This is a genomic window from Pseudomonas sp. IT-P44, assembly GCF_949768225.1.
GTDB lineage: Bacteria > Pseudomonadota > Gammaproteobacteria > Pseudomonadales > Pseudomonadaceae > Aquipseudomonas > Aquipseudomonas migulae.
Genome location: NZ_CATKQM010000029.1, coordinates 24,895 through 43,677, shown reverse-complemented (window position 1 = coordinate 43,677; position 18,783 = coordinate 24,895). Strand labels below are relative to the sequence as shown.

The 18,783-nt window shown below is 58.7% G+C and carries 20 protein-coding genes and 1 tRNA gene; 4 read left to right on the top strand and 17 right to left on the bottom strand.

Annotated elements, in window-relative coordinates; genetic code table 11:
* Positions 1 to 149: 149 nt before the first annotated feature.
* The 5 genes from ACM6IO_RS16725 to ACM6IO_RS16705 all read right to left on the bottom strand — a co-directional run bounded on the left by ACM6IO_RS16725 (position 150) and on the right by ACM6IO_RS16705 (position 4,353).
* Complete coding sequence (locus tag ACM6IO_RS16725; RefSeq protein WP_414911878.1) at positions 150 to 1,379, bottom strand: methyltransferase; 1,230 nt, start codon at positions 1,377 to 1,379, stop codon at positions 150 to 152.
* Positions 1,360 to 2,049 carry an ABC transporter permease gene (locus ACM6IO_RS16720; RefSeq protein WP_008041034.1) on the bottom strand — a complete coding sequence of 230 codons (690 nt, stop codon included), beginning with the start codon at positions 2,047 to 2,049 and terminating at the stop codon, positions 1,360 to 1,362. Before ACM6IO_RS16720 ends, ACM6IO_RS16725 begins: the two co-directional genes overlap by 20 nt.
* Complete coding sequence (locus tag ACM6IO_RS16715; protein ID WP_008024973.1) at positions 2,046 to 2,741, bottom strand: ABC transporter permease; 696 nt, start codon at positions 2,739 to 2,741, stop codon at positions 2,046 to 2,048. The genes ACM6IO_RS16720 and ACM6IO_RS16715 overlap by 4 nt, the downstream gene beginning before the upstream one ends.
* 78 nt (positions 2,742 to 2,819) lie before the next feature.
* The gene (locus tag ACM6IO_RS16710; protein WP_008041033.1) at positions 2,820 to 3,566 is read right to left on the bottom strand and encodes an ABC transporter substrate-binding protein; all 747 of its coding nucleotides are present in this window, start codon (positions 3,564 to 3,566) and stop codon (positions 2,820 to 2,822) included.
* 13 nt (positions 3,567 to 3,579) lie between these two features.
* A complete protein-coding gene (locus ACM6IO_RS16705; protein ID WP_007897462.1) occupies positions 3,580 to 4,353 on the bottom strand; it encodes an ABC transporter ATP-binding protein in 774 nt (257 codons plus the stop codon).
* Positions 4,354 to 4,906: 553 nt separating this feature from the next.
* Here ACM6IO_RS16705 and gabP point away from each other — a divergent pair.
* Entirely contained in the window at positions 4,907 to 6,298 is a 1,392-nt protein-coding gene (gene gabP / locus ACM6IO_RS16700; RefSeq protein ID WP_008024968.1) for a GABA permease, read from the top strand.
* A gap of 368 nt (positions 6,299 to 6,666) precedes the next feature.
* Positions 6,667 to 6,993, top strand: coding sequence for a hypothetical protein (locus ACM6IO_RS16695; protein ID WP_192226808.1), 327 nt, complete (start codon positions 6,667 to 6,669; stop codon positions 6,991 to 6,993).
* A gap of 76 nt (positions 6,994 to 7,069) precedes the next feature.
* On the opposite strand, the gene vapC is transcribed toward ACM6IO_RS16695, so the two are convergent.
* The 6 genes from vapC to ACM6IO_RS16665 form a co-directional block, all read right to left on the bottom strand.
* Positions 7,070 to 7,477: a type II toxin-antitoxin system tRNA(fMet)-specific endonuclease VapC gene (vapC, locus tag ACM6IO_RS16690; RefSeq protein ID WP_008041030.1), complete on the bottom strand. Its 408-nt coding sequence runs from the start codon at positions 7,475 to 7,477 to the stop codon at positions 7,070 to 7,072.
* On the bottom strand, positions 7,477 to 7,707 hold the full coding sequence (vapB, locus tag ACM6IO_RS16685; RefSeq protein WP_008041029.1) for a type II toxin-antitoxin system VapB family antitoxin: 231 nt from the start codon (positions 7,705 to 7,707) through the stop codon (positions 7,477 to 7,479). Before vapB ends, vapC begins: the two co-directional genes overlap by 1 nt.
* Positions 7,708 to 7,886: 179 nt before the next feature.
* Positions 7,887 to 8,339 carry a hypothetical protein gene (locus ACM6IO_RS16680; RefSeq protein ID WP_008041028.1) on the bottom strand — a complete coding sequence of 151 codons (453 nt, stop codon included), beginning with the start codon at positions 8,337 to 8,339 and terminating at the stop codon, positions 7,887 to 7,889.
* Between the two features lie 6 nt (positions 8,340 to 8,345).
* A complete protein-coding gene (locus ACM6IO_RS16675; RefSeq protein WP_008041027.1) occupies positions 8,346 to 8,762 on the bottom strand; it encodes a hypothetical protein in 417 nt (138 codons plus the stop codon).
* Between the two features lie 19 nt (positions 8,763 to 8,781).
* Positions 8,782 to 9,750 carry an alpha/beta fold hydrolase gene (locus ACM6IO_RS16670; protein WP_414911877.1) on the bottom strand — a complete coding sequence of 323 codons (969 nt, stop codon included), beginning with the start codon at positions 9,748 to 9,750 and terminating at the stop codon, positions 8,782 to 8,784.
* Between the two features lie 69 nt (positions 9,751 to 9,819).
* A complete protein-coding gene (locus ACM6IO_RS16665; RefSeq protein ID WP_414911876.1) occupies positions 9,820 to 10,878 on the bottom strand; it encodes a PDDEXK nuclease domain-containing protein in 1,059 nt (352 codons plus the stop codon).
* Positions 10,879 to 11,139: 261 nt separating this feature from the next.
* Here ACM6IO_RS16665 and ACM6IO_RS16660 point away from each other — a divergent pair, with 261 nt between their 5' ends.
* A complete protein-coding gene (locus tag ACM6IO_RS16660) occupies positions 11,140 to 11,589 on the top strand; it encodes a hypothetical protein (RefSeq protein ID WP_008041020.1) in 450 nt (149 codons plus the stop codon).
* Positions 11,590 to 11,671: 82 nt separating this feature from the next.
* Here ACM6IO_RS16660 and ACM6IO_RS16655 read toward each other — a convergent pair whose 3' ends face one another.
* The 6 genes from ACM6IO_RS16655 to ACM6IO_RS16630 all read right to left on the bottom strand — a co-directional run bounded on the left by ACM6IO_RS16655 (position 11,672) and on the right by ACM6IO_RS16630 (position 16,664).
* The gene (locus tag ACM6IO_RS16655; protein WP_008041019.1) at positions 11,672 to 12,133 is read right to left on the bottom strand and encodes a DUF4234 domain-containing protein; all 462 of its coding nucleotides are present in this window, start codon (positions 12,131 to 12,133) and stop codon (positions 11,672 to 11,674) included.
* Between the two features lie 318 nt (positions 12,134 to 12,451).
* Positions 12,452 to 12,527: transfer RNA gene (locus tag ACM6IO_RS16650), tRNA-Phe, on the bottom strand.
* A gap of 103 nt (positions 12,528 to 12,630) precedes the next feature.
* Complete coding sequence (locus tag ACM6IO_RS16645; protein ID WP_008024947.1) at positions 12,631 to 12,903, bottom strand: oxidative damage protection protein; 273 nt, start codon at positions 12,901 to 12,903, stop codon at positions 12,631 to 12,633.
* Positions 12,900 to 13,967 (bottom strand): A/G-specific adenine glycosylase, encoded by a 1,068-nt coding sequence (mutY, locus tag ACM6IO_RS16640; RefSeq protein ID WP_414911875.1) that lies wholly within the window; start codon positions 13,965 to 13,967, stop codon positions 12,900 to 12,902. The genes ACM6IO_RS16645 and mutY overlap by 4 nt, the downstream gene beginning before the upstream one ends.
* Positions 13,964 to 16,189, bottom strand: a complete 2,226-nt coding sequence (locus tag ACM6IO_RS16635; protein ID WP_414911874.1) for an AsmA family protein — start codon at positions 16,187 to 16,189, stop codon at positions 13,964 to 13,966. Before ACM6IO_RS16635 ends, mutY begins: the two co-directional genes overlap by 4 nt.
* A gap of 70 nt (positions 16,190 to 16,259) precedes the next feature.
* Positions 16,260 to 16,664, bottom strand: coding sequence for an acetyl-CoA sensor PanZ family protein (locus ACM6IO_RS16630; protein WP_192226820.1), 405 nt, complete (start codon positions 16,662 to 16,664; stop codon positions 16,260 to 16,262).
* A gap of 224 nt (positions 16,665 to 16,888) precedes the next feature.
* Here ACM6IO_RS16630 and ACM6IO_RS16625 point away from each other — a divergent pair, with 224 nt between their 5' ends.
* Positions 16,889 to 18,553 (top strand): OFA family MFS transporter, encoded by a 1,665-nt coding sequence (locus ACM6IO_RS16625; protein WP_414911873.1) that lies wholly within the window; start codon positions 16,889 to 16,891, stop codon positions 18,551 to 18,553.
* The last annotated feature ends 230 nt before the right edge of the window (positions 18,554 to 18,783 follow it).

Genomic DNA, 18,783 nt, shown 5'->3' with positions numbered 1-18,783 from the left:
TCCAGTCTCATTTTCTCGCAAATGCCTGTTTTTCCGGTTTTTTATTCGGGTGTACGAAAATTGAACAGTTTGGTTTCAGCCCTGAAACAGGCGTAAACATTGGATCCACGATATTTCATCAACAGAGTTATCCACAGGCTGTGGCTGTTTTAGGCGCGTTCCGCCAGCAACAGGAAGTTACGCGGCGTGAGTGGGGTTTCACAAAAGGTGCCGAGGCGAACGGTATAACCCTGCTCGGTGAGGAATAGTGCTCGATCAAGGTTCAGCCAAAGCTCCAGCGGGCGTCGGAAAAGTCCGCGCAGCAGCTCCAGATTGCGTACTTCGGCCAGTCGCTGCCAGCCGGCGGCTTCGAGCGCTGACCAGTCTTGCGGGCCGACTGTGGATAACTCTTTATATGCGGCCAGATGGTGGCAGTAGTCGGCGAATGATCTGTCCAGCCAGGCGCTCGGCAGGGAAGGCGTGGGCAGGTATTCATCAACACCGCGAAGTTGCCGTTGCAGCAGGTCGAAAGCCAGGCGTCGGGCCATGGACGTGTCGCGCTGACGTCGGACGCGGGCGCCGGCGGTGACGGTTTCGCTCATCGGGAGTGAGAGATCGTCGAGTGACAGCTGTAGGTCGGAGCGCAAACCGACAGCGGAAACTGGCTGGTATGCAGGAAGACTGATCCTGTTATAGCAACACGGCGCAATGGCCATTTGTTTGCACCCGGCGGCGCTGGCGAGCTGGATCAATCGCACATGCAGATCGCCACAGGCATGCAGTGCGACCGGTGTGTGATCGGCGTTCAGCAAAGAGGCGGCGCCGGGTGCCAGCACATCCTGCTCGACATGCAGCGCATGCAGTTGATGGCGCTGACTTAGCGCCTGACCGCCTAGCACCAGTGCAGGATCCTGTTCCAGGCACGTGAGCTGCTGACCGGCTTGCAGCAGACGTCGACCCAAGTGGCCTTTACCCGAGCACCAATCCAGCCAATGCATCGGTGGCGCAGCAAACGACAACCGACTGGCAAACGCCTCGATCTGCTGCCACTTGCGTCCCGGCACATCGACATTCAACCGATGTCCTGCGGTCTCCAGCGTGTGAGCCGGCAGCTCACCCACCGAGCCTAGCTCAAGGGATAGCGCCGCCAGCGAAGCAAACGGTTCCGGCGCATCCAGAAGACAAGGTTGGTTATGACTGTTTTCCGCGTCTTCCAGCGACCGCCCGCGTAGCCATTCAGCCAGCTCCGGGTAGGACGCTTCCCAAGGAAGTTGCAGATGAGTAAACGGTCGAGGCTTCCACAGCGCCTGGTGCTCGATCAGAAAAGCATCCAGCGCCATGAAGCGGGCGAGCAGGGCCTCGCCCGTCAACACGCGGGAATCAACGCCCTTGGCAGGCATCGACGCGCAACCAGCGCTCCAGCAGCTTGAAACCGCGAACCAGCACGTAAGCCATCAGTAGATAGAACATGCCTGCGGCGAAGAAGATCTCCACCGGCAAATACGTCCGGGCAATGATGGTGCGAGCCATGCCGGTCAGTTCCAGCAGGGTCACGGTACTGGCCAGCGCGCTGGCCTTGAGCATCAGGATCACTTCGTTGCTGTACGCCGGCAGGCCGATGCGCGCCGCTCGCGGCAGGATGATGTAGAACAGCGCCTTGGCCCGGGACATGCCCAACGCCCGTGCCGCTTCGATCTCGCCCGGTGGAATCGCCTGGATCGCACCGCGCAGGATCTCGGCGATGTAGGCCGCGGTGTGCAAGGTCATGGTCGCCGTGGCGCACCAGAACGGATCGCGCAGGTACGGCCACATCGAGCTGTTACGGATCGCATCGAACTGCGCGAGGCCGTAGTAGACCAGGAACAGCTGAACCAGCAACGGCGTGCCACGGAAAAAGAAGATATAGCCGTAGGGAAATGCCCGTACCCACCACAGGCGTGACGAACGCGCGATGCCCAGCGGAATCGCCAGCAACAGGCCGGCAATCACGGCGATGGCCACCAGTTCCAGGGTCAGCGTTGCGCCCTGAGCCAGTTTCGGCAGCCACTTGATGATGACTTCCCAGTTCATTGGGTGCTCCTCGCGAAGCCGCGAGCGGCGCGTTTTTCCATGAAGTGCATGCCTGTCATGGCCAGAATCGTCAGGCCCAGGTACATGAACGCGGCCACCATATAGAAGGTGAACGGCTGTTTGGACACGGTCACGCCGATTTGCGCGTGACGCATGATTTCTTCCAGGCCGATCACCGACACCAGCGCGGTGTCTTTCATCAGGATCATGAACAGGTTGCCCAGGCCGGGCAGGGCGATGCGCCACATCTGCGGCATGATCAGCTTGGTGAAAATACGAAATTTCGAAAGGCCCAGTGCCACACCGGCTTCGCGGTGGCCTTTGGGGATTGCCAGAATTGCACCGCGGAACACTTCCGTGGCGTAGGCGCCAAAGCACAGGCCCAGCGCAATCACGCCGGCCGCAAAGGCATTGAGTTCAAGGTCGGGGTTGCCGAAAAACTCGCCCAGGGCACGCATCAGGTTGACCGTGCCGAAGTAGATCAACAGCACCCAGAGCAGTTCCGGAATGCCGCGTACCAGTGTCGAATAAGTGCCGCCAAGCCATTGCAACGGCTTGTACGGGGAAGTCTTGGCCAAGGCGCCGAGCAAACCGAGCACCAGCCCGAGACACAGGGCCGAAAGTGCCAGTTTCACAGTCATCAGCGCGCCAGCGGCGAGCGCCGGGCCGAATCCGTAGAGGTCGATAATCATGGATTTCTTTTCAAATCGCGGCAGGCAAGGCCGGGGACCGGCGCCGTCAGAAAACGGCACCGGTCCGGCAGGTCAGTATCAATAGATGCTGAACGGGAAGTACTTGTCGTTGATCTTCTTGTAGGTGCCGTCAGCAACGATTTCTTTCAGTGCGACGTTCAGCTTCTCGCGGATCGGGTCGTTCTTGCGAACGGCGATACCGATCTTGTCGCTTTCTTCCACCGGGTCGCCTTTGAATTCGTAAGGCTTGCCGGCGTCGCTTTTCAGCCACTCGTAGTTGACGTATTTGTCCGCCAGGATGCCGTCCAGACGACCGGAGGTCAGGTCGAGGTAAGCGTTTTCCTGGGTGTCATAAAGCTTGGTTTCAACGCCAGGCATGTTGTCTTCGAGCCAGGTGCCGGCCAGTGTCGCGCGCTGGGCGCCGATCACTTTGCCTTTCAGCGCATCCTTGTCGGTTTTGAAGTCGACGTCTTTCTTGGCGATGAATTGCAGCTTGTTCGAGTAGTACGGGTCGGTGAAGTCGACGGCCTGCTTGCGCTCGTCGGTGATCGACATCGAGGAGATCAGAAAGTCGAACTTCTTGGCGTTCAGGGCCGGAATGATGCCGTCCCAGTCGGAGGTGACCACGGTGCATTCGACTTTCATTTTGGCGCACAGGGCGTCGCCGATTTCCTTGTCGAAGCCGACGACATTGCCACTGGCATCTTTGTTGTTGAACGGCGGGTAGGCCGCTTCGATGCCCATCTTCAGGGTTTCGGCCATGGCACCGGCGCTGAACGCCAGGGTGACGGCGGCTGCCAGGAAGACCTTTTTGTAGTTCTGCATGCGGGTAGCTCCGTTAGCGGTTGCTGGACATGAATTGTTTGCAGCGCGCCGAAAGCGGGTTTTCGAACACCTGCTGTGGCGATCCTTGCTCTTCTACCAGGCCCTGGTGGAGGAACACCACTTCGCTGGACACCTGACGGGCAAAACCCATTTCGTGGGTGACCAGCAGCATGGTGCGGCCTTCTTCGGCCAGTGCGCGGATGACATTAAGTACTTCCTGGACCATTTCCGGGTCAAGGGCGGAGGTGGGTTCGTCGAACAGGATCACCTTGGGTTGCATCGCCAGCGTGCGGGCAATGGCCGCGCGCTGTTGCTGGCCGCCAGACAGTTGCGCCGGGTACGCATGACGCTTGTCGGCGATGCCGACCTTGGCCAGCAAGGCTTCGGCGACTTCGATGGCTTCGGCCTTGCTCTGGCCGAGCACGCGGCGTGGGGCCTCGATGATGTTGTCGAGCACGCTCATGTGCGGCCACAGATTAAAGTTTTGAAACACAAAACCAATCTCGCTGCGCAGGCGGTTGATCTGCTTGCCGTCGGCCGCGACCAGTTCGCCGTTCTTGGCGGCTTTGAGCTTGAGTTCTTCGCCGGCCACCAGGATCTGACCCTGGTGCGGGTTTTCCAGCAGGTTGATGCAACGCAGGAACGTGGACTTGCCGGAGCCGGAGGAACCCAGGATCGAGATCACATCGCCGTCGCGGGCGGTCAGCGAGATGCCTTTGAGCACCTCAAGCTGTCCGTAGCGTTTGTGCAAGTTGCGGATTTCAAGCGCGGGCGTGGCCTCAGCCATGTGCGTTCCTCATATATGTTGCGCTCCTGCTGTTGGCGGGCCTTCCTGGCGAGGCGGCCAACCTAGCATAGCGTCTGAATGGCAGCCAACAGCGCTACGGGCGGTAAACGGGTGGCATGTGACAGGTTGTCGCATCGGTACAGCAGACTGTCGCGCTGCTATCAACCGAACAGCCGTTTGAACCCGATGTGGCGCGGCTGTCCCGTAAAAAAGGGCGCGATGTTGCCAGCTTTGGCGGGGTGTTGGAAGCGCTAACCGGCCAAACGTTCCTGATCCGCACTTTTATTGTGCGTTGAGCATTTGTTGGGTGTGTTTCCGGTGCGCTGATTCGTTCCTTAAGTGAGTCGCAGGGTAACGCTCTGGCGAAGTGCCATTATTTTCAATGACTTGCGATGACTGTCCGGTCAGGGTGAGATCGCCGGGTTAGAGGGTTTTGAAACATTTTGGCGCAATTATTGCGTGCAGATTCCGGAACGCCCCGTTGGTTTCTTTTTACAGAAGAGAGTTCACGACGGGATGCACGCATTCGCTTTTCCTTACAAAGGTAGTTTCAATGAGCAATACCCAAAGCTCTAACGGCCTCGAACAGGGGCTCAAACCGCGTCATGTGACCATGCTGTCGATCGCCGGGGTTATCGGCGCCGGCCTGTTCGTTGGCTCGGGCCACGCGATCGCTGCAGCAGGCCCGGCCGTGCTGTTGGCTTATGCAGCCGCCGGTATGCTGGTGGTGCTGGTGATGCGCATGCTGGGTGAAATGGCGGTTGCCTCGCCAGACACCGGCTCCTTCTCGACATACGCCGATCGTGCGATCGGTCACTGGGCCGGTTTCACCATCGGCTGGCTGTACTGGTGGTTCTGGGTGCTGGTGATCCCGTTGGAGGCCAACGCCGCCGCGACCATCCTGCACGCCTGGTTCCCTGGCGTGGACATCTGGGCTTTCGCCCTGGTCATCACGATGCTGCTGACCATCACTAACCTGTTCAGCGTGAAGAACTACGGCGAGTTCGAGTTCTGGTTCGCCCTGCTCAAGGTCGTGGCGATCATTGGTTTCATCATTCTGGGCATCGCGGCGATCTTCGGTTTCCTGCCGAACAGCCAGGTGAGCGGCGTTTCGCACATTTTCGACACCCAGGGCTTCCTGCCAAACGGCATGGGCGCGGTACTGGGCGCGATCCTGACGACCATGTTTTCCTTCATGGGCACCGAGATCGTGACCATCGCGGCCGCAGAATCGAAGAACCCTGGCAAGCAAATCTCGAAGGCCACCAACTCGGTGATCTGGCGGATTGGTTTGTTCTACCTCGTTTCGATCTTCATCGTCGTGGCCCTGGTGCCATGGAACGACCCGGTTCTGGCCAGCGTCGGTTCCTATCAGACCGTGCTTGAGCGTATGGGCATCCCGAACGCCAAGATGATCGTCGACATCGTGGTACTGGTTGCTGTGACCAGCTGCCTGAACTCGGCGCTGTACACCTCGTCGCGCATGATGTTCTCCCTGGGCAAGCGCGGTGATGCACCGGCCGTGTCCACGCGCACCAACAAAAGTGGCACGCCATACTGGGCGGTGATGCTGTCCACGGGTGCAGCGTTCCTGGCAACATTCGCCAACTATGTGGCTCCGGCTGCCGTGTTCGAATTCCTGCTGGCCAGCTCCGGCGCCATCGCGTTGCTGGTGTACCTGGTGATCGCGATCTCGCAACTGCGCATGCGCAAACAGCGTATGGCCCGCGGTGAAAAAATCGCCTTCAGCATGTGGCTGTTCCCGGGCCTGACCTACGCGGTGATCGTCTTCATCGTCGCGGCCCTGACCATCATGCTGTTCCAGGACGCCCACCGTGTGGAGATCCTCGCGACCGGTTTGCTGAGTGCTCTGGTGGTGGCTACCGGTTTGCTGGTGGCTCGCCGTCGTCGCAATGAGCAACTGGTTGGCGCAGTGGCGCGCTAAGCTTTACGCACACTGTCGATGTAATGAAAACGACCGCCATCAGCCATGATCGCGGTCGTTTTTGCTTTCATTCAGGGGGTTTATCGGTCTGCTCCCTGATGGACACGATGATGTCGAGATAGTAGCCTCCTTGCCGAATGTGTATCTCGCTGTTGCGGGATGCAATGGAGTTTCAGGACACGGATTGTTCGACGCCCCAGCCTTCCCGGCTAAAGCCCCTCGACCCTTTCTTGCCTGCTCCCTCATCTGATGCTTGTCACAGATGCATTTGCGTGCGCCTGCCGTTTGCGCGGCAGTCACGAGCCAGCGCTGTATGGAGCTAGCCCGGCCATTCAGCTTACTCATTGGGGCATCAAGGAGAGACAGGCATGGCGTTTACATCGGTTGTGTTCAAAAACCCTAATACCGGAGCCATGAAGGAAGCCCCGATCGGCTTCTCGTGGACCGTGTTTTTCTTCGGCTTCCTGCCGCCACTGTTCCGTGGCGACATCAAGTGGGCAGCGATCATGTTCATCGTGGCCTGCGTCACATTCGGCCTCAGCAACTTCGTGTTCATGTTCATCTACAACAAGCTGTACGTGCGCGACCTGATCGGCGCCGGTTTCAAGGCTCAATCCATCGCCAGCGGTGACCTGAGCTACGCCAGCGCCAAGGTCGGGATGGAAATTCCACGTCTGGAAGCTGCGGCTGCCTGATTGTTGTTTTCAGGTTTGTAAAAAAACGGCCGCTGTCAGTGATGACAGGCGGCCGTTTTTGTTGGATGCGTTTAATTCAATCCGGATGAGCCCAGTCTTCTACGCGTAAACCTTTGACCCGCTCAAACTCTCGCAGGTTGTTGGTTACCACAATGAGTCCGCGCGAGCGCGCATGTCCGGCAATCATTTGGTCATAGGGGCCTATGGGTGTTCCCGCTTTCGCAAGCTCGGATCGAATCATTCCGGTGTGTGCAGCTGCTTCATTGTCGAAAGGCCAGACTTCGAGGCGAGCCGCCAAGCCCTCGATCACCGCCAAATTCTTTTCGGGAGTCGCAGATTTTTCGGCGCCGTAGATCAGCTCCATCAGCGTCACCGCACTGATGCACAACTGTCCGTCATGACGGTTGAAAGCCTCTCTTACGATTTGCGGCTTGTTCTTGATGGTGAAGATGCAGATGTTGGTGTCGAGCATGAACTTGATCATCAGAACGACTCGCGCTCCTGATCAGCGGGTTGGTCGCGATCGGTCATAAAGTCTGCACTTGCGCTGTCCCCGTCGAACCAGCTGTCCCATGTCTCGTCTGCCGGTGTGATGATGCGAGCGCGGCCGATGGCGACCACGTTCACTCTTTTTACATCGCTAGGCATTGCAACAGCTTTGGGAAGGCGAACGGCCTGGCTTCGATTGCTCATGAAAAGCGTTGTCTGTTCCATTTTTGCCTCCTCAAGCAGTGGCGGGTGTAGTAAGTCTGAAGAATAGTTTTCTAAAGGGATATGTCAATGGGATATACATTACCGCTGACGGGAGGTCGTCCACATTTTCCGGTTTGCTGCGTACAAAAAAACGGCCGCTGTCAGTGATGACAAGCGGCCGTTTCTATTTCTGAGGGCTTTTATTCGCCCTTTTCTTCCTGTGCATCCGGCGACTGGCGATAGCTGTCCAGCGCAATGCCGAAGTCGGTGATGAATTGCGGGTCGGTCAGCCATGCCTGGGCGGTTTCGCGATCCATGCCGTCGGCCCACATGCGGTAGTCGATCAACATGTCGGCGGCCAGGTGAGTGGCGGCCATGCCTTCATCGTCGGCGTTTTCCATGTCCAGCAGTTCTGGATGGTCAATGATGATAAAGGCGAGGTTCGTCAGCAGCACGGAGAGCATTTCACTGCGGCCGACAGCTTCGGCGTCGCGCATCTTGCTGAACATCGCCAGGGTGTATTCCGGGATCGGCTCGCCGATTTCACCCAGATCGTCATCCAGCGCGGCGGGTTTCCTGCCGTGGATGTTGATCTGTTTGGCTTTGATCTTGGCGCGCTTGGCGCGTTTCTGTTGCTTGTTCAGGGAGGCCATGGGAACTCAGTTCGGTTTCTGTTGGGTTTGGGCTGCGATGATGTCGGAGGCCGCTACATAGTCGGCCTGGAAGGCCGGGGATTCGATCCACGCCAGGGCACCGGCTTCATCGACCTCGGTGGACCATTGGCGGTACTCGATCAGCGCGGCGAGGATGAAGTCCATCGCGCCTTCTTCGCCTTCCTGCTCGTACACCAGTTCCAGCAATGGGTCTTCAAGGAAAGCGATGCACATGGCTTGCTGACTGGTTTTTTCAGCGTCGATCATTTTCTTGAACAGCTCGGTGAGGTCCACCGATTCGAAGTCGATGCGATCATCGTTCGGGTCCAGCTCGACCGGCGCGGCAGCCCGTTGGGTGCGGTTCTGCTTGGCCTTGGCTTTGGCGCGGGTGGCGCGTTTTTGCTGCTTGTTGGCGGAGGCCATGGTTTTGATCCGTCGTGCGTTAAAAGGACTCGCTGCGCGGTACTGTCCGCCCGGGGGTATCGGGGGCCAGTTCACCGCTTTGCAGCCAGGACAATGCAATGGGCCATAGTGTGGCTTGGTATGCGCTACGAAAAAAGGCGAAATGTCCGACTTCTGCTTCGCCGATGTCTTCGGGGGCTATTCGCCAGTGGGTGTTCGTACCGCCACTGAAGTAGCCGAGCAGGCGTTCGATGGCCGGGATCGTGCCGTAAGGATCGTCTGTGATGCTGATGGCCAGTGTCCTGGCTTTCATCGTCGCCCCTGGTTTTTTGGCCAGCGTGCGACCGCTGGGCCGCGTTTCATATCGGCGCGTGGGCGTGCTCCAGTCCCTAACGACACCGGCGGGCGTGTCTTCCAGCCAGCCAAGACGCTTTCCGGGGAAGTAGCCATAGATCATTGTGATCAGAGGCATCACCACGTGCCACTTGCCGAACATCCGCCAGCGATGAGTGGGCGCGTAGTCGCGCCAGTAGGCGAATTGCGCACCGACGGTGACCAGTCGCCGAATCAGCTGCCCTGAGGCTCCCAGGCCCGCCGCACAGCCGCCAAAGCTGTGGCCGACGACATCGATGGGCTGGCCGGGAAATTCGCGCTGAGCGCGGTTGAGCATCGCCTCGAAATCCAGCGCGCCCCAATCAGTCCATGAGGCGTCGAGATTTTTCAATGACGCAGGGCGTGATTCGCCGATGCCACGGTAGTCATAGGTGATGACATCGAAGCCGTTGGCGAACAGGTAGTCGGCGAAGCGCGAATAGTGCCGGCAGCGGACTGACGTGGCGGCGTTGATGATGACGACCGGGCGCACGAGGTCCTGAAAGGCGTGCCGCCAGGTGAAACCGCCGAGGATGAAGCCGTCTGCGGCGGGCTCTTTGAATGGTTCGCCAGAAACGGGAGTTGGCAGCGGCAACTCGATTTGAGTGGGGGCCAGTGACATGTCCTGCAAATTCATCGGCTTCAGACCTTTGCGGGTAGCTGCCAACGATAGTCTTCGTGCGGCGGGTGGACAATCCATCTGTGTTCACAGGGGGATCTGATCGAGCAGTCGCTCCTCGATTGCCGCCTGCTCCCGGTCCAGTTCAGTGCGGAGTTCGTCTTCGCTGGGCAGGACTGTTTTGTATTTACTGGCGAAGAGTTGTTCGTTGTCTTTCAGCACCGAGTAGCGCACCACTGATTCATCTTTTTTCGCACAGAGAATGATGCCGACGGTGGGGCCATCTTCCGGTCCGCGCTTGAGGTCGTCATACATGCGTACGTACATGTCCATCTGGCCAACATCCTGATGAGTCAGTTCGCCGCGCTTCAGATCGAAGATGACGAAGCACTTGAGTACGTAGTTGTAAAACACCAGATCGATGTAGAAGTCTTTGCTCTCGGTGCTGATGCGTTGCTGGCGAGCGATGAAGGCAAATCCTCTACCCAGTTCCAGCAGGAAGGCTTGAAGCTGATGGATCAATGCTTGCTCCAGATTGGTTTCTTGAGTCAAACCTGCGTTGGTTGAGCCAAGAAACTCCAGCATCACCGGGTCCCTGATGAAGTCTCGTGGGTGTGCTTTCATTTTCTGGATGTTGGTGGTGGCTTCCTGTCGGACGGCAGGTCGATCGCGGCTGGTGAGCAGGCGTTCGTAATAGAGGGTGTTGATCTGGCGTTCCAGGGCGCGGGATGACCAGTTTTGGTTGGCAGCTTCGTCCATATACCACGTGCGCGCGGTGTCACTATCGACGCGCAGAAGCCTGCGGTAGTGGGTCCAGCTCAATTCGTGACGCAGTGCGTCACGAATTGGGAATGCTTGGTAAAACAGGCGCATGTAGCGAAGATTGGAGTTATCAAAGCCCTTCCCGAATTCTGCTGTCAGGCTCTTCGCCAGCGTTGCCAGCAATTGCTTTCCGTACCCCGCCCGTCGAGCCCCTTCCTGCTCGAACTCGACAATATGCCTCCCAATCTGCCAGCAAGTTTGTACCTGGACCGTATCGACCGTGCGTAGCACTTTCTGCCGTGCATCACGAATCAGCTCTCCAAGATTGCCGAGTAGTGAGGCGAGTTGTGCATCCTGAGTGTTAGCGGGGTTGAGTGAGCTCATGGCGTCTTCTGCAAAGGAATGAACAGGCAGAAGAGGATGGCAGTGGAGGTGGGGGCAGCGATGCCGGGCGTGGCTGGTAAGCCGGAAGGAAAGCCCGATTGGGTTTGCGGGATCGCTCCGACGGCAAGTCGTGCTTCAGGAATATAACGTGTAGTCCATTTCGCAGTGACCCCAAGTACCAATCAATCTAAAACCCGGGCGTTCGAGAGGAAATCTAAAAGGCATGACAAATGGGTTCCATGGAGCCCGGGAGGCGTGATCATGAAGTACGTGCATTCCCTTGCGTTGCCCATCGCCGCGGTGGGCATGTTGATGTTCCCGGTGATGTCGTCTGCCGCCAGTCTTGAACCAATCGACAGCGCTGGCGTGCAAGTTCAACCGCAGGAGCAAAACGGAATTACTTATCTGTCCGGCGGTATAGGCCTGGATGAGTCGAAGGCCATCCAGCAAACGGCTGGCTATAACTTGCACATGACGTTTTCGGTCGGGGCGGAGAATAAATACATTCCCGACGTCGACGTGGTCATTCAGAAAGCCCAAGGGCAAACCGTGTTGACGCTGAACGAGGCTGGCCCGCTGGTTTATGTCCAGCTACCGCCCGGCAAGTACACCGTGGTTGCTACGCGACATGGAGAAGTGCGGCGTGATAGTGCCGACGTAGGAAGTGGCCCTGCACGTAATCTGGTCTTTCACTGGGCCGGTGAAAGCTAGCAGTTGGCCGGAGTTGGCCGGCCGATGCCTTTGTTCCAGCGAATGGGCGGCAGAAAATCATCTGTCCGCCCATTGCGTGGTTTTAGGCTTGAGCGGTCTGGCCTCTCAGGATCTGCTGCTTACGCTGTTCTTCCGGCAGATCGTTGATGCAGTAGTTGATGTAGTACACGTTGAACAGGAACGTGTAGAAGGCGTTCATTCGCAGGTCGACCTTGTGCTCGCTGAGGGCATATTCCGTCAGCGCCGTTTTAGCCTTGAATGCCCATACGATGTACAGCACGCCACTGGCAAGGCCGAGAACTGCGGACGTGAAATCCAGAGCCACGTTGCCCAGGTTGGAGAATGTGCCGCTTAAGCCGGCGCATACAGCGATCCAGATAATGTAAGCGTCATCTACCAATCGGACTTTGGTGGTGTCGCTGATGATTTTGCTGTTTTTGTATAGCCACAAAATAAGATAGATCCCGGCAGTGGCGATGGAGAGCAACACCAGGTTCCAGGTCTTCGTATCGATCTTGTCTTTTAGTTCATTGATTGTTGACATAACTTTTCCATGTCCTTTGGCTTAAGGGGATGTGTAGCGCTGGTGTTTACTGCGGGGGGAGGCATTCCTTGCGTTGTTACCTGTCCTTTTTGGTGCGTATTCCAACTGCGCCGTGGGGCAGTGGATTGCATTGAAATCGACCGGACGGGTTTCCGTGGTGTCGGTCGAGTTTGTGGCACAACGCTACTATAGAGCCTTGCTGAAGGCGAGTTTTGTTTTTGGATCGTCGATCCGTCGCTTCCACTGCCGTGTGCCGGACTTCGTTAAATCGCAGGCATAAAAAAACCCTGAATCTTGCGATTCAGGGTTTTCGGTATTTGGTGCCCAGAGACGGAATCGAACCGCCGACACGGGGATTTTCAATCCCCTGCTCTACCGACTGAGCTATCTGGGCAACGGGGCGCATTAAACGGGTTTTTCAGGGGGTCGTCAAGCAAGTTTTCAAAAAAAATTTAATTATTACCGTCGCTTACGTTCCGACCCCCGATAAAGCGGGATTATTCTGCAGGCGGAACGTAGCCTTCAGCCTTGGCGTATTCCTCGCCGGAGAAGTACTTGTCCATCTCGCCTTGCAGATATTTGCGGTCTTCGGCGTTCATCATGTTCAGGCGTTTTTCGTTGATCAGCAGGGTCTGGTGTTTCTGCCAGTCGGCCCAGGCCTTCGCCGATACGTGGTCAAAAATGTCCTGACCTTTGGCGCCCGGGAATGGAGCGCGCTCCAGGGCTGGCAATTCTTCTTTGTACTTGCGGCACATGATGGTGCGGGTCATGACGACTCTCCTGCGTTCAATACGGCGGCCGCGCGTTCGAGCAAGGTTTTGACCGGGGCGGCAAGGCCCAGGCGCGGCGGGGTGGCGAGGTTATACCAGAGCCAGTCGGCCTCGGCCACGTGATGGCCGGCCTCCTGAACCTGAACCAGCCAGGGTTCGATGGACAACTGAAAATGGCTGAACGTGTGTACGAGGCTCGGCAGCGCTTGTTGGCTGCCCAGCTCCAGCGAGTGCTGCGAGGCCAGATGTTGCAGGTCGTCGAGGTCGTCGAGTTCCGGCAGGCTCCACAGACCGCCCCACAAACCCGTGGAAGGGCGACGGTAAAGCAGAATCGCGCCGTCTCCGTTGGCGAACATCGGCATCAGCGTGCGCTTCTGTGGCACGGCTTTGCGTGGCTTCGGGATCGGGTAGCGGGTTTCCAGGCCGAGCATGTGCGCTTCGCAGCCCTTTTCCAGCGGGCAGAGCAGGCAGCTCGGCTTGCTGCGAGTGCAAAGCGTGGCGCCCAGATCCATCATCGCCTGGGTGTAGGCGTTGACCCGATCATGCGGCGTAAAGCGCTCAGCGTTCGCCCACAGCTGTTTGGCGACCTTCGGCTCGCCCGGATAACCCTCTTGCGCCGTAAAGCGCGCCAGGACGCGTTTGACGTTGCCGTCGAGGATCGGCGCCCGCAGGCCCATGCTCAGGCTGGCGATGGCGCCCGCCGTGGACAGGCCGATCCCCGGCAGCTCGACCAGCTTTTCCACATCCCGCGGAAATTCGCCGCCGTACTCAGCGACGACGATCTTCGCGGTCTTCTGCAAATTGCGCGCGCGGGTGTAGTAACCGAGGCCGGTCCACAGGTGCAGCACTTCGTCTTCCGGCGCGGCGGCCAGGGCTTCGACCGTCGGCAGCGAGGCCATGAACCGGTCGAAGTAATTCAGCACGGTGCTGACCTGGGTTTGCTGCAACATGATCTCCGAGACCCACACCCGATACGGTGTGATGCCTTGCTGCCAAGGCAAATCGTGGCGGCCGTGGCGGTCGTACCAGTCCAGCACCGCCGATGAAAACTGCTCGGATCTCATCGCTTGAACAGCCCCTTCAATGCGTTTTTCAGCTCGGGACTGACTTTGTCGCCAAGCTTTTCGTCGATTTTTTCGCTGATTTTGTCGCCCGCCATTTTGGACGCGACCTGGCCCATGCGTTCGTTGTCGAGGCGGCAAGCCTTGGCGCCAAGCTCAAGCGGGCCACGGCAGCGCAACGGCCATTCTATGCCGACAAATTTGTCGCCGACCTGACAGGCCGGATCCGGCATGGCGCTCGTATCGCCTTCGACGATGATGCCGACGCGGTAATCCATGCCCAGCACCCGCAGGTCGACGTCGCCTTCGCCATTCACGGTCATGCCCGGGATGCGCACTTTCAGGTCCGGGTTGCTGGCCACGCCATTACGGAAGGCCAGGTTGCCCTTGAGCTCCTGGAACGGCGTGTCCTTGCCGCGTGGTTCGCCGCTGAGGGTTTTGCGGTTGAGCGTGGCGATGCCTTTGCACAGTTGCTGTTCGAGGTTGGCATTGAGCAGCACGCCGTTGTTGATGACGAAACTGGCATTGCCGTTGAGGGTTTCGATCAGCGCTTTCTGGCTGTTGCCATTACCGGTCAGGTTGCTGTCGAGCGTGACCAGGCCTTTGACTGGCGGTTTTTTACCCTGGCTTTCGAGGATCTTTTCCACAGGCACTTTGCTGATGCGCGTCTGCATGTTCAGCGCTGGTGTCTGTTGGCGTACGTCGAGGGTGCCCCTGGATTCGAAGGTGCCGTCGTACAGGTCGCCGCGCAGGTTCTCAAGCGTCAGCAGGCCTTCCTTGCCATTGGCCTTGAGCGCCGCGTTCTGGATCGGCAACTTGTCGAGGGTCAACTGGCCAAAGGTCAGGTCAGCATCCACGTCGAGTTTGCTCAGGCGCTCCACCGGCAGCAGGCGCTCGTTGCTCCACGCGTCTTTGGTGGGCTTGTCCGGCAGCGGTGTGCTGCCTGCGCCGGCCATGGCATCGGCTTCGGTGTTGGCCACTTCGGCCTGGCGCACTTGCGTCGCGCTGTTGGCTTCGGCGGATTTTGGCGGCAAGTAGCGGTCGACGTTGAAGGTGTCAGCCTTGAGCGCGGCGCGCAGCGATTGCTTGGCGAAATCCTCGACGGCGATACGACCGCTGAAGGTGCTGTCATCGACTTTCAGGTTGATGTTGTCGAGCACCAGACTGGTCGGCGTACCGGCAATGCGGCTGACCAGTTCAACTTTGCTCAAACTGCCTTCAGCCATCGCCGGGAGTTTCTGGCCGATGCTGTCGACGAATTTCGCCAGGTCGAATTGGGCAATCGAAAGGCCGCCGTTGATCTGCGGCGTTTTGTCGAGGTCGTTGACCTTCAGTTCGCCCAGTGCGCGCAACTGGTTGGCGGAAATCTTGATGCCAGTCCATTCGGCGACGTTCGCTGCTTTATCCAGCAGCAACTGCCCTTGGGCGGCGAAGGTCACGGTCTTGCCTTGCAGCGGATCACCGGCGATTTCGCCGGACAGCTTCATGTCCTCGAATTTGTAGCGTTGCAAGGCGCGTTCAAAACGCAGCTCGCCATTGAGCTCGGTGCGGACCCGCAGAACGGGCTGATTGGTGCCCAGGAACGCGGTGAGCTTGACCGGGATGTTGGTCGAATCGTGGACCGGCCCGGTGCTCAACTGGATGCTTTCGGCGCTGAAGTGCTGGCCGGTCTTCTCGTCGCTGTATTCAACGCGGGCGTTGTTGACGGTCAGGCTGTCGATGTCCAGGCGGATCGGCTGCGCCGGTTTTTCCACTTGAACGGTGGTTTGCGGTGCAGGTTCGCCGGGCGTGACCGCAGGAGCGGTCGAGTTGGCAGTCGCCGGCACTTTGCCGATGTCTTCCCAGTTGCCGTGGCCGTCCTTGTCGCGGTTTAGGCGCAGGTTCAGGCCTTCGACGCGCACGTCGCTCATCTGCACTTCACGGCGCAGCAGCGGCAGCACGCGCACCGACAGGCCGAGCATCTGCAAGTCAGCGAACGGTTCGGTGGGCTTGGCCAGGGTCGCGACACTGGCTTCGTGCAATTCCAGGCCCAGCCACGGGAAAAGGCTCCAGCCGATGTCGCCATTGAGCGTCAGCTCGATGTGGGCCTTGTCGCGGGCAATCTGGCGAATCTCGTCTTTATAGTCGTTGGGATCGAAGAGGTGGGTCAGGGCAAAGCCCAGCGCCACAATGATCAGCAACAACCCGAGAAGTACCAGACCCAGGATTTTGCCGAACGCTTTCATGGGCGAGTCCTTGTAGTTAGTCGATTTAGCCGGGGAGTATAGCGCTCAGAAGTGGACGACCGGTCAGCGATCAACCCGGCAGCACATCCAGTGGCACTTTCAGTTTGGCCGCCAGCGCCTGGGACTCAAGGTGCCCGGCAGGTGCCAGCAGGCGCAATGTCGCACCCGATTGCGACGCCAGTTTCTGCGCTTCGTTCACCATTCGTTCGGCAACCCCACGACGACGGGTGATTTTTCGTACACACAGTTGGGACAGATGCCAGACGTCCTGGTGCCTTTGCAAACGTGCCGCGCCCAGCAGGCGATCATTGAAACGCCCGGCGATCAACGAGCCGTCCCGCAGGCAGCCTTCGATCAACTGCACATCATCGGTAAACGGCGCGAACAGCCAATCCGGCGCGTCGCGGTAAATCTTCTGCAAATCCTGCTGATCCTGGTAGGTGGCTTCGTTCAGCAGCTCGACGATGACAGGCATGACGGTTCCTTCAGTGGTACGAGAACAGATGACTTGCAAAAACGTGATATCAGTTTGGTTTTTCTGTCACGTGCAAATGGTAACCTCTGCCGGTTCGTCCGTCCTTCTGCGACGCGATGTCGCACCAAAATGGAGCTTTACCTCAAAAAAACAGTCATGCGTGCGCATAAAGGCTGGAGGTGAGCAGTGACTGGCGAACCATACTAATAATTGGGGGATACACAATGACCACGAGCATCACGGCGGACGGCATCTATGCCGGCCAGCCTGCGTTCCTGTCCAAGGAGCGCATCATCGCCAAGCCCGGTTTCAACCGTTGGCTGGTGCCACCGGCCGCGCTGGCCATCCACCTCTGCATCGGCATGGCCTACGGCTTCTCGGTGTTCTGGTTGCCACTGTCCAAAGCTCTGGGCGTGACCAAGGCAGTGGCCTGTGCACCGGACATGAGCTTCATCTCGCAAGTGTTCTCGTCGCAATGCGACTGGCCGATCTCGATGCTCGGCTGGATCTACACCCTGTTCTTCATCTTCCTCGGCTGCTCGGCCGCGATCTGGGGTGGCTGGCTGGAACACGCCGGGCCGCGCAAGGCTGGCGTTGTGTCGGCACTGTGCTGGTGTGGTGGTCTGCTGATTTCGGCGCTGGGTGTGTATACGCACCAGATCTGGCTGATGTGGATCGGCTCCGGGGTCATTGGCGGTATCGGCCTGGGCCTGGGTTACATCTCGCCGGTCTCGACCCTGATCAAGTGGTTCCCGGACAAGCGCGGCATGGCGACCGGCATGGCGATCATGGGTTTCGGCGGTGGCGCGATGGTCGGTGCTCCGCTGGCCGCAGCCTTGATGGGGCACTTCGCTTCGGCAGACAGCGTGGGCGTGTGGCAGAGCTTCCTGGTGATGGCCGCGATTTACTTCGTGTTCATGATCGGCGGCGCACTGTCCTATCGCGTACCACCAACCGGCTGGAAGCCTGAAGGCTGGACCGCTCCGGCGAAAAAAGCTTCGAACGCGATGATCACTCATCGTCACGTGCACGTGAATGTGGCGTGGAAAACCCCGCAATTTCGTTTGGTGTGGCTGGTGCTGTGCCTGAACGTGTCCGCCGGTATCGGCATCCTCGGCATGGCTTCGCCGCTGTTGCAGGAAGTGTTCGCCGGCAAATTGCTCGGCACCGACCAGACGTTTGGTCAGCTCGACGCGGGCCAACTGGCCTCGATTGCCGCGATTGCTGCCGGCTTCACCGGTTTGCTGAGCCTGTTCAACATTGGCGGCCGATTCTTCTGGGCATCGTTCTCGGATTACCTGGGCCGCAAAAACACCTATTTCGTGTTCTTCGCCCTCGGTTTTGCGCTGTACGCGTTGATCCCGAACCTTGGTCACCTGGGCAACGTTGCGCTGTTCGTGGCGGCGTTCTGCATCATCCTGTCGATGTATGGCGGCGGTTTTGCGACGGTTCCGGCTTACCTGGCGGACCTGTTCGGTACACAGATGGTCGGTGCGATCCACGGTCGTCTGTTGACCGCCTGGGCGGCAGCCGGTGTGTTGGGTCCGGTGTTGGTGAACTACCTGCGTGAGTATCAGCTGAGCATCGGCGTTGAACGTGCCGCCGCTTACGACATCACGCTGTACATCCTCTCGGGCCTGCTGGTGCTGGGTTTCGTCTGCAACCTGCTGGTGCGTCCAGTGGCCGACAAGTACTTCATGACTGACGCTGAACTGGCCGCCGAACAGGCGCTGGGCCACGACAAGGGTGCTGATGCCAGCACCTCGCTGGAGTGGAAGGCGGCGTCGGGCACCAAGCCGTTGGCGATTGCAGCGTGGCTGGTGGTGGGGATTCCGTTGGCGTGGGGTGTTTGGGTGACCCTGCAAAAAACGGCGGTTCTGTTCCACTAAGTACCCCGCGCCCGATCCGTCGGGCGCACTGCTACCTGTAGGAGCGAAGCTTGCTCGCGAAGAACGATGATGCGGTGTTTCAGGTACACCGCCTTCGCGGGCAAGTCGGAGCGCCGCACCGCTCGCTCCTACATGTCATGACAGGTACACCACCGACTTTGTTGAATTCACTCCGTCAGTCATATCACCTCTCGTGTTTCTGTTTCCCGCCCGCGCCCCTATAATGGCTG

Bases quoted from the DNA above. Each gene is read 5' to 3' on its own strand.
- ACM6IO_RS16725 (WP_414911878.1), bottom strand. From the start codon at position 1,379: ATGCCTGCCAAGGGCGTTGATTCCCGCGTGTTGACGGGCGAGGCCCTG.
- ACM6IO_RS16720 (WP_008041034.1), bottom strand. From the start codon at position 2,049: ATGAACTGGGAAGTCATCATCAAGTGGCTGCCGAAACTGGCTCAGGGC.
- ACM6IO_RS16715 (WP_008024973.1), bottom strand. From the start codon at position 2,741: ATGATTATCGACCTCTACGGATTCGGCCCGGCGCTCGCCGCTGGCGCG.
- ACM6IO_RS16710 (WP_008041033.1), bottom strand. From the start codon at position 3,566: ATGCAGAACTACAAAAAGGTCTTCCTGGCAGCCGCCGTCACCCTGGCG.
- ACM6IO_RS16705 (WP_007897462.1), bottom strand. From the start codon at position 4,353: ATGGCTGAGGCCACGCCCGCGCTTGAAATCCGCAACTTGCACAAACGC.
- gabP (WP_008024968.1), top strand. From the start codon at position 4,907: ATGAGCAATACCCAAAGCTCTAACGGCCTCGAACAGGGGCTCAAACCG.
- ACM6IO_RS16695 (WP_192226808.1), top strand. From the start codon at position 6,667: ATGGCGTTTACATCGGTTGTGTTCAAAAACCCTAATACCGGAGCCATG.
- vapC (WP_008041030.1), bottom strand. From the start codon at position 7,477: ATGATCAAGTTCATGCTCGACACCAACATCTGCATCTTCACCATCAAG.
- vapB (WP_008041029.1), bottom strand. From the start codon at position 7,707: ATGGAACAGACAACGCTTTTCATGAGCAATCGAAGCCAGGCCGTTCGC.
- ACM6IO_RS16680 (WP_008041028.1), bottom strand. From the start codon at position 8,339: ATGGCCTCCCTGAACAAGCAACAGAAACGCGCCAAGCGCGCCAAGATC.
- ACM6IO_RS16675 (WP_008041027.1), bottom strand. From the start codon at position 8,762: ATGGCCTCCGCCAACAAGCAGCAAAAACGCGCCACCCGCGCCAAAGCC.
- ACM6IO_RS16670 (WP_414911877.1), bottom strand. From the start codon at position 9,750: ATGAATTTGCAGGACATGTCACTGGCCCCCACTCAAATCGAGTTGCCG.
- ACM6IO_RS16665 (WP_414911876.1), bottom strand. From the start codon at position 10,878: ATGAGCTCACTCAACCCCGCTAACACTCAGGATGCACAACTCGCCTCA.
- ACM6IO_RS16660 (WP_008041020.1), top strand. From the start codon at position 11,140: ATGAAGTACGTGCATTCCCTTGCGTTGCCCATCGCCGCGGTGGGCATG.
- ACM6IO_RS16655 (WP_008041019.1), bottom strand. From the start codon at position 12,133: ATGTCAACAATCAATGAACTAAAAGACAAGATCGATACGAAGACCTGG.
- ACM6IO_RS16645 (WP_008024947.1), bottom strand. From the start codon at position 12,903: ATGACCCGCACCATCATGTGCCGCAAGTACAAAGAAGAATTGCCAGCC.
- mutY (WP_414911875.1), bottom strand. From the start codon at position 13,967: ATGAGATCCGAGCAGTTTTCATCGGCGGTGCTGGACTGGTACGACCGC.
- ACM6IO_RS16635 (WP_414911874.1), bottom strand. From the start codon at position 16,189: ATGAAAGCGTTCGGCAAAATCCTGGGTCTGGTACTTCTCGGGTTGTTG.
- ACM6IO_RS16630 (WP_192226820.1), bottom strand. From the start codon at position 16,664: ATGCCTGTCATCGTCGAGCTGCTGAACGAAGCCACCTACCAGGATCAG.
- ACM6IO_RS16625 (WP_414911873.1), top strand. From the start codon at position 16,889: ATGACCACGAGCATCACGGCGGACGGCATCTATGCCGGCCAGCCTGCG.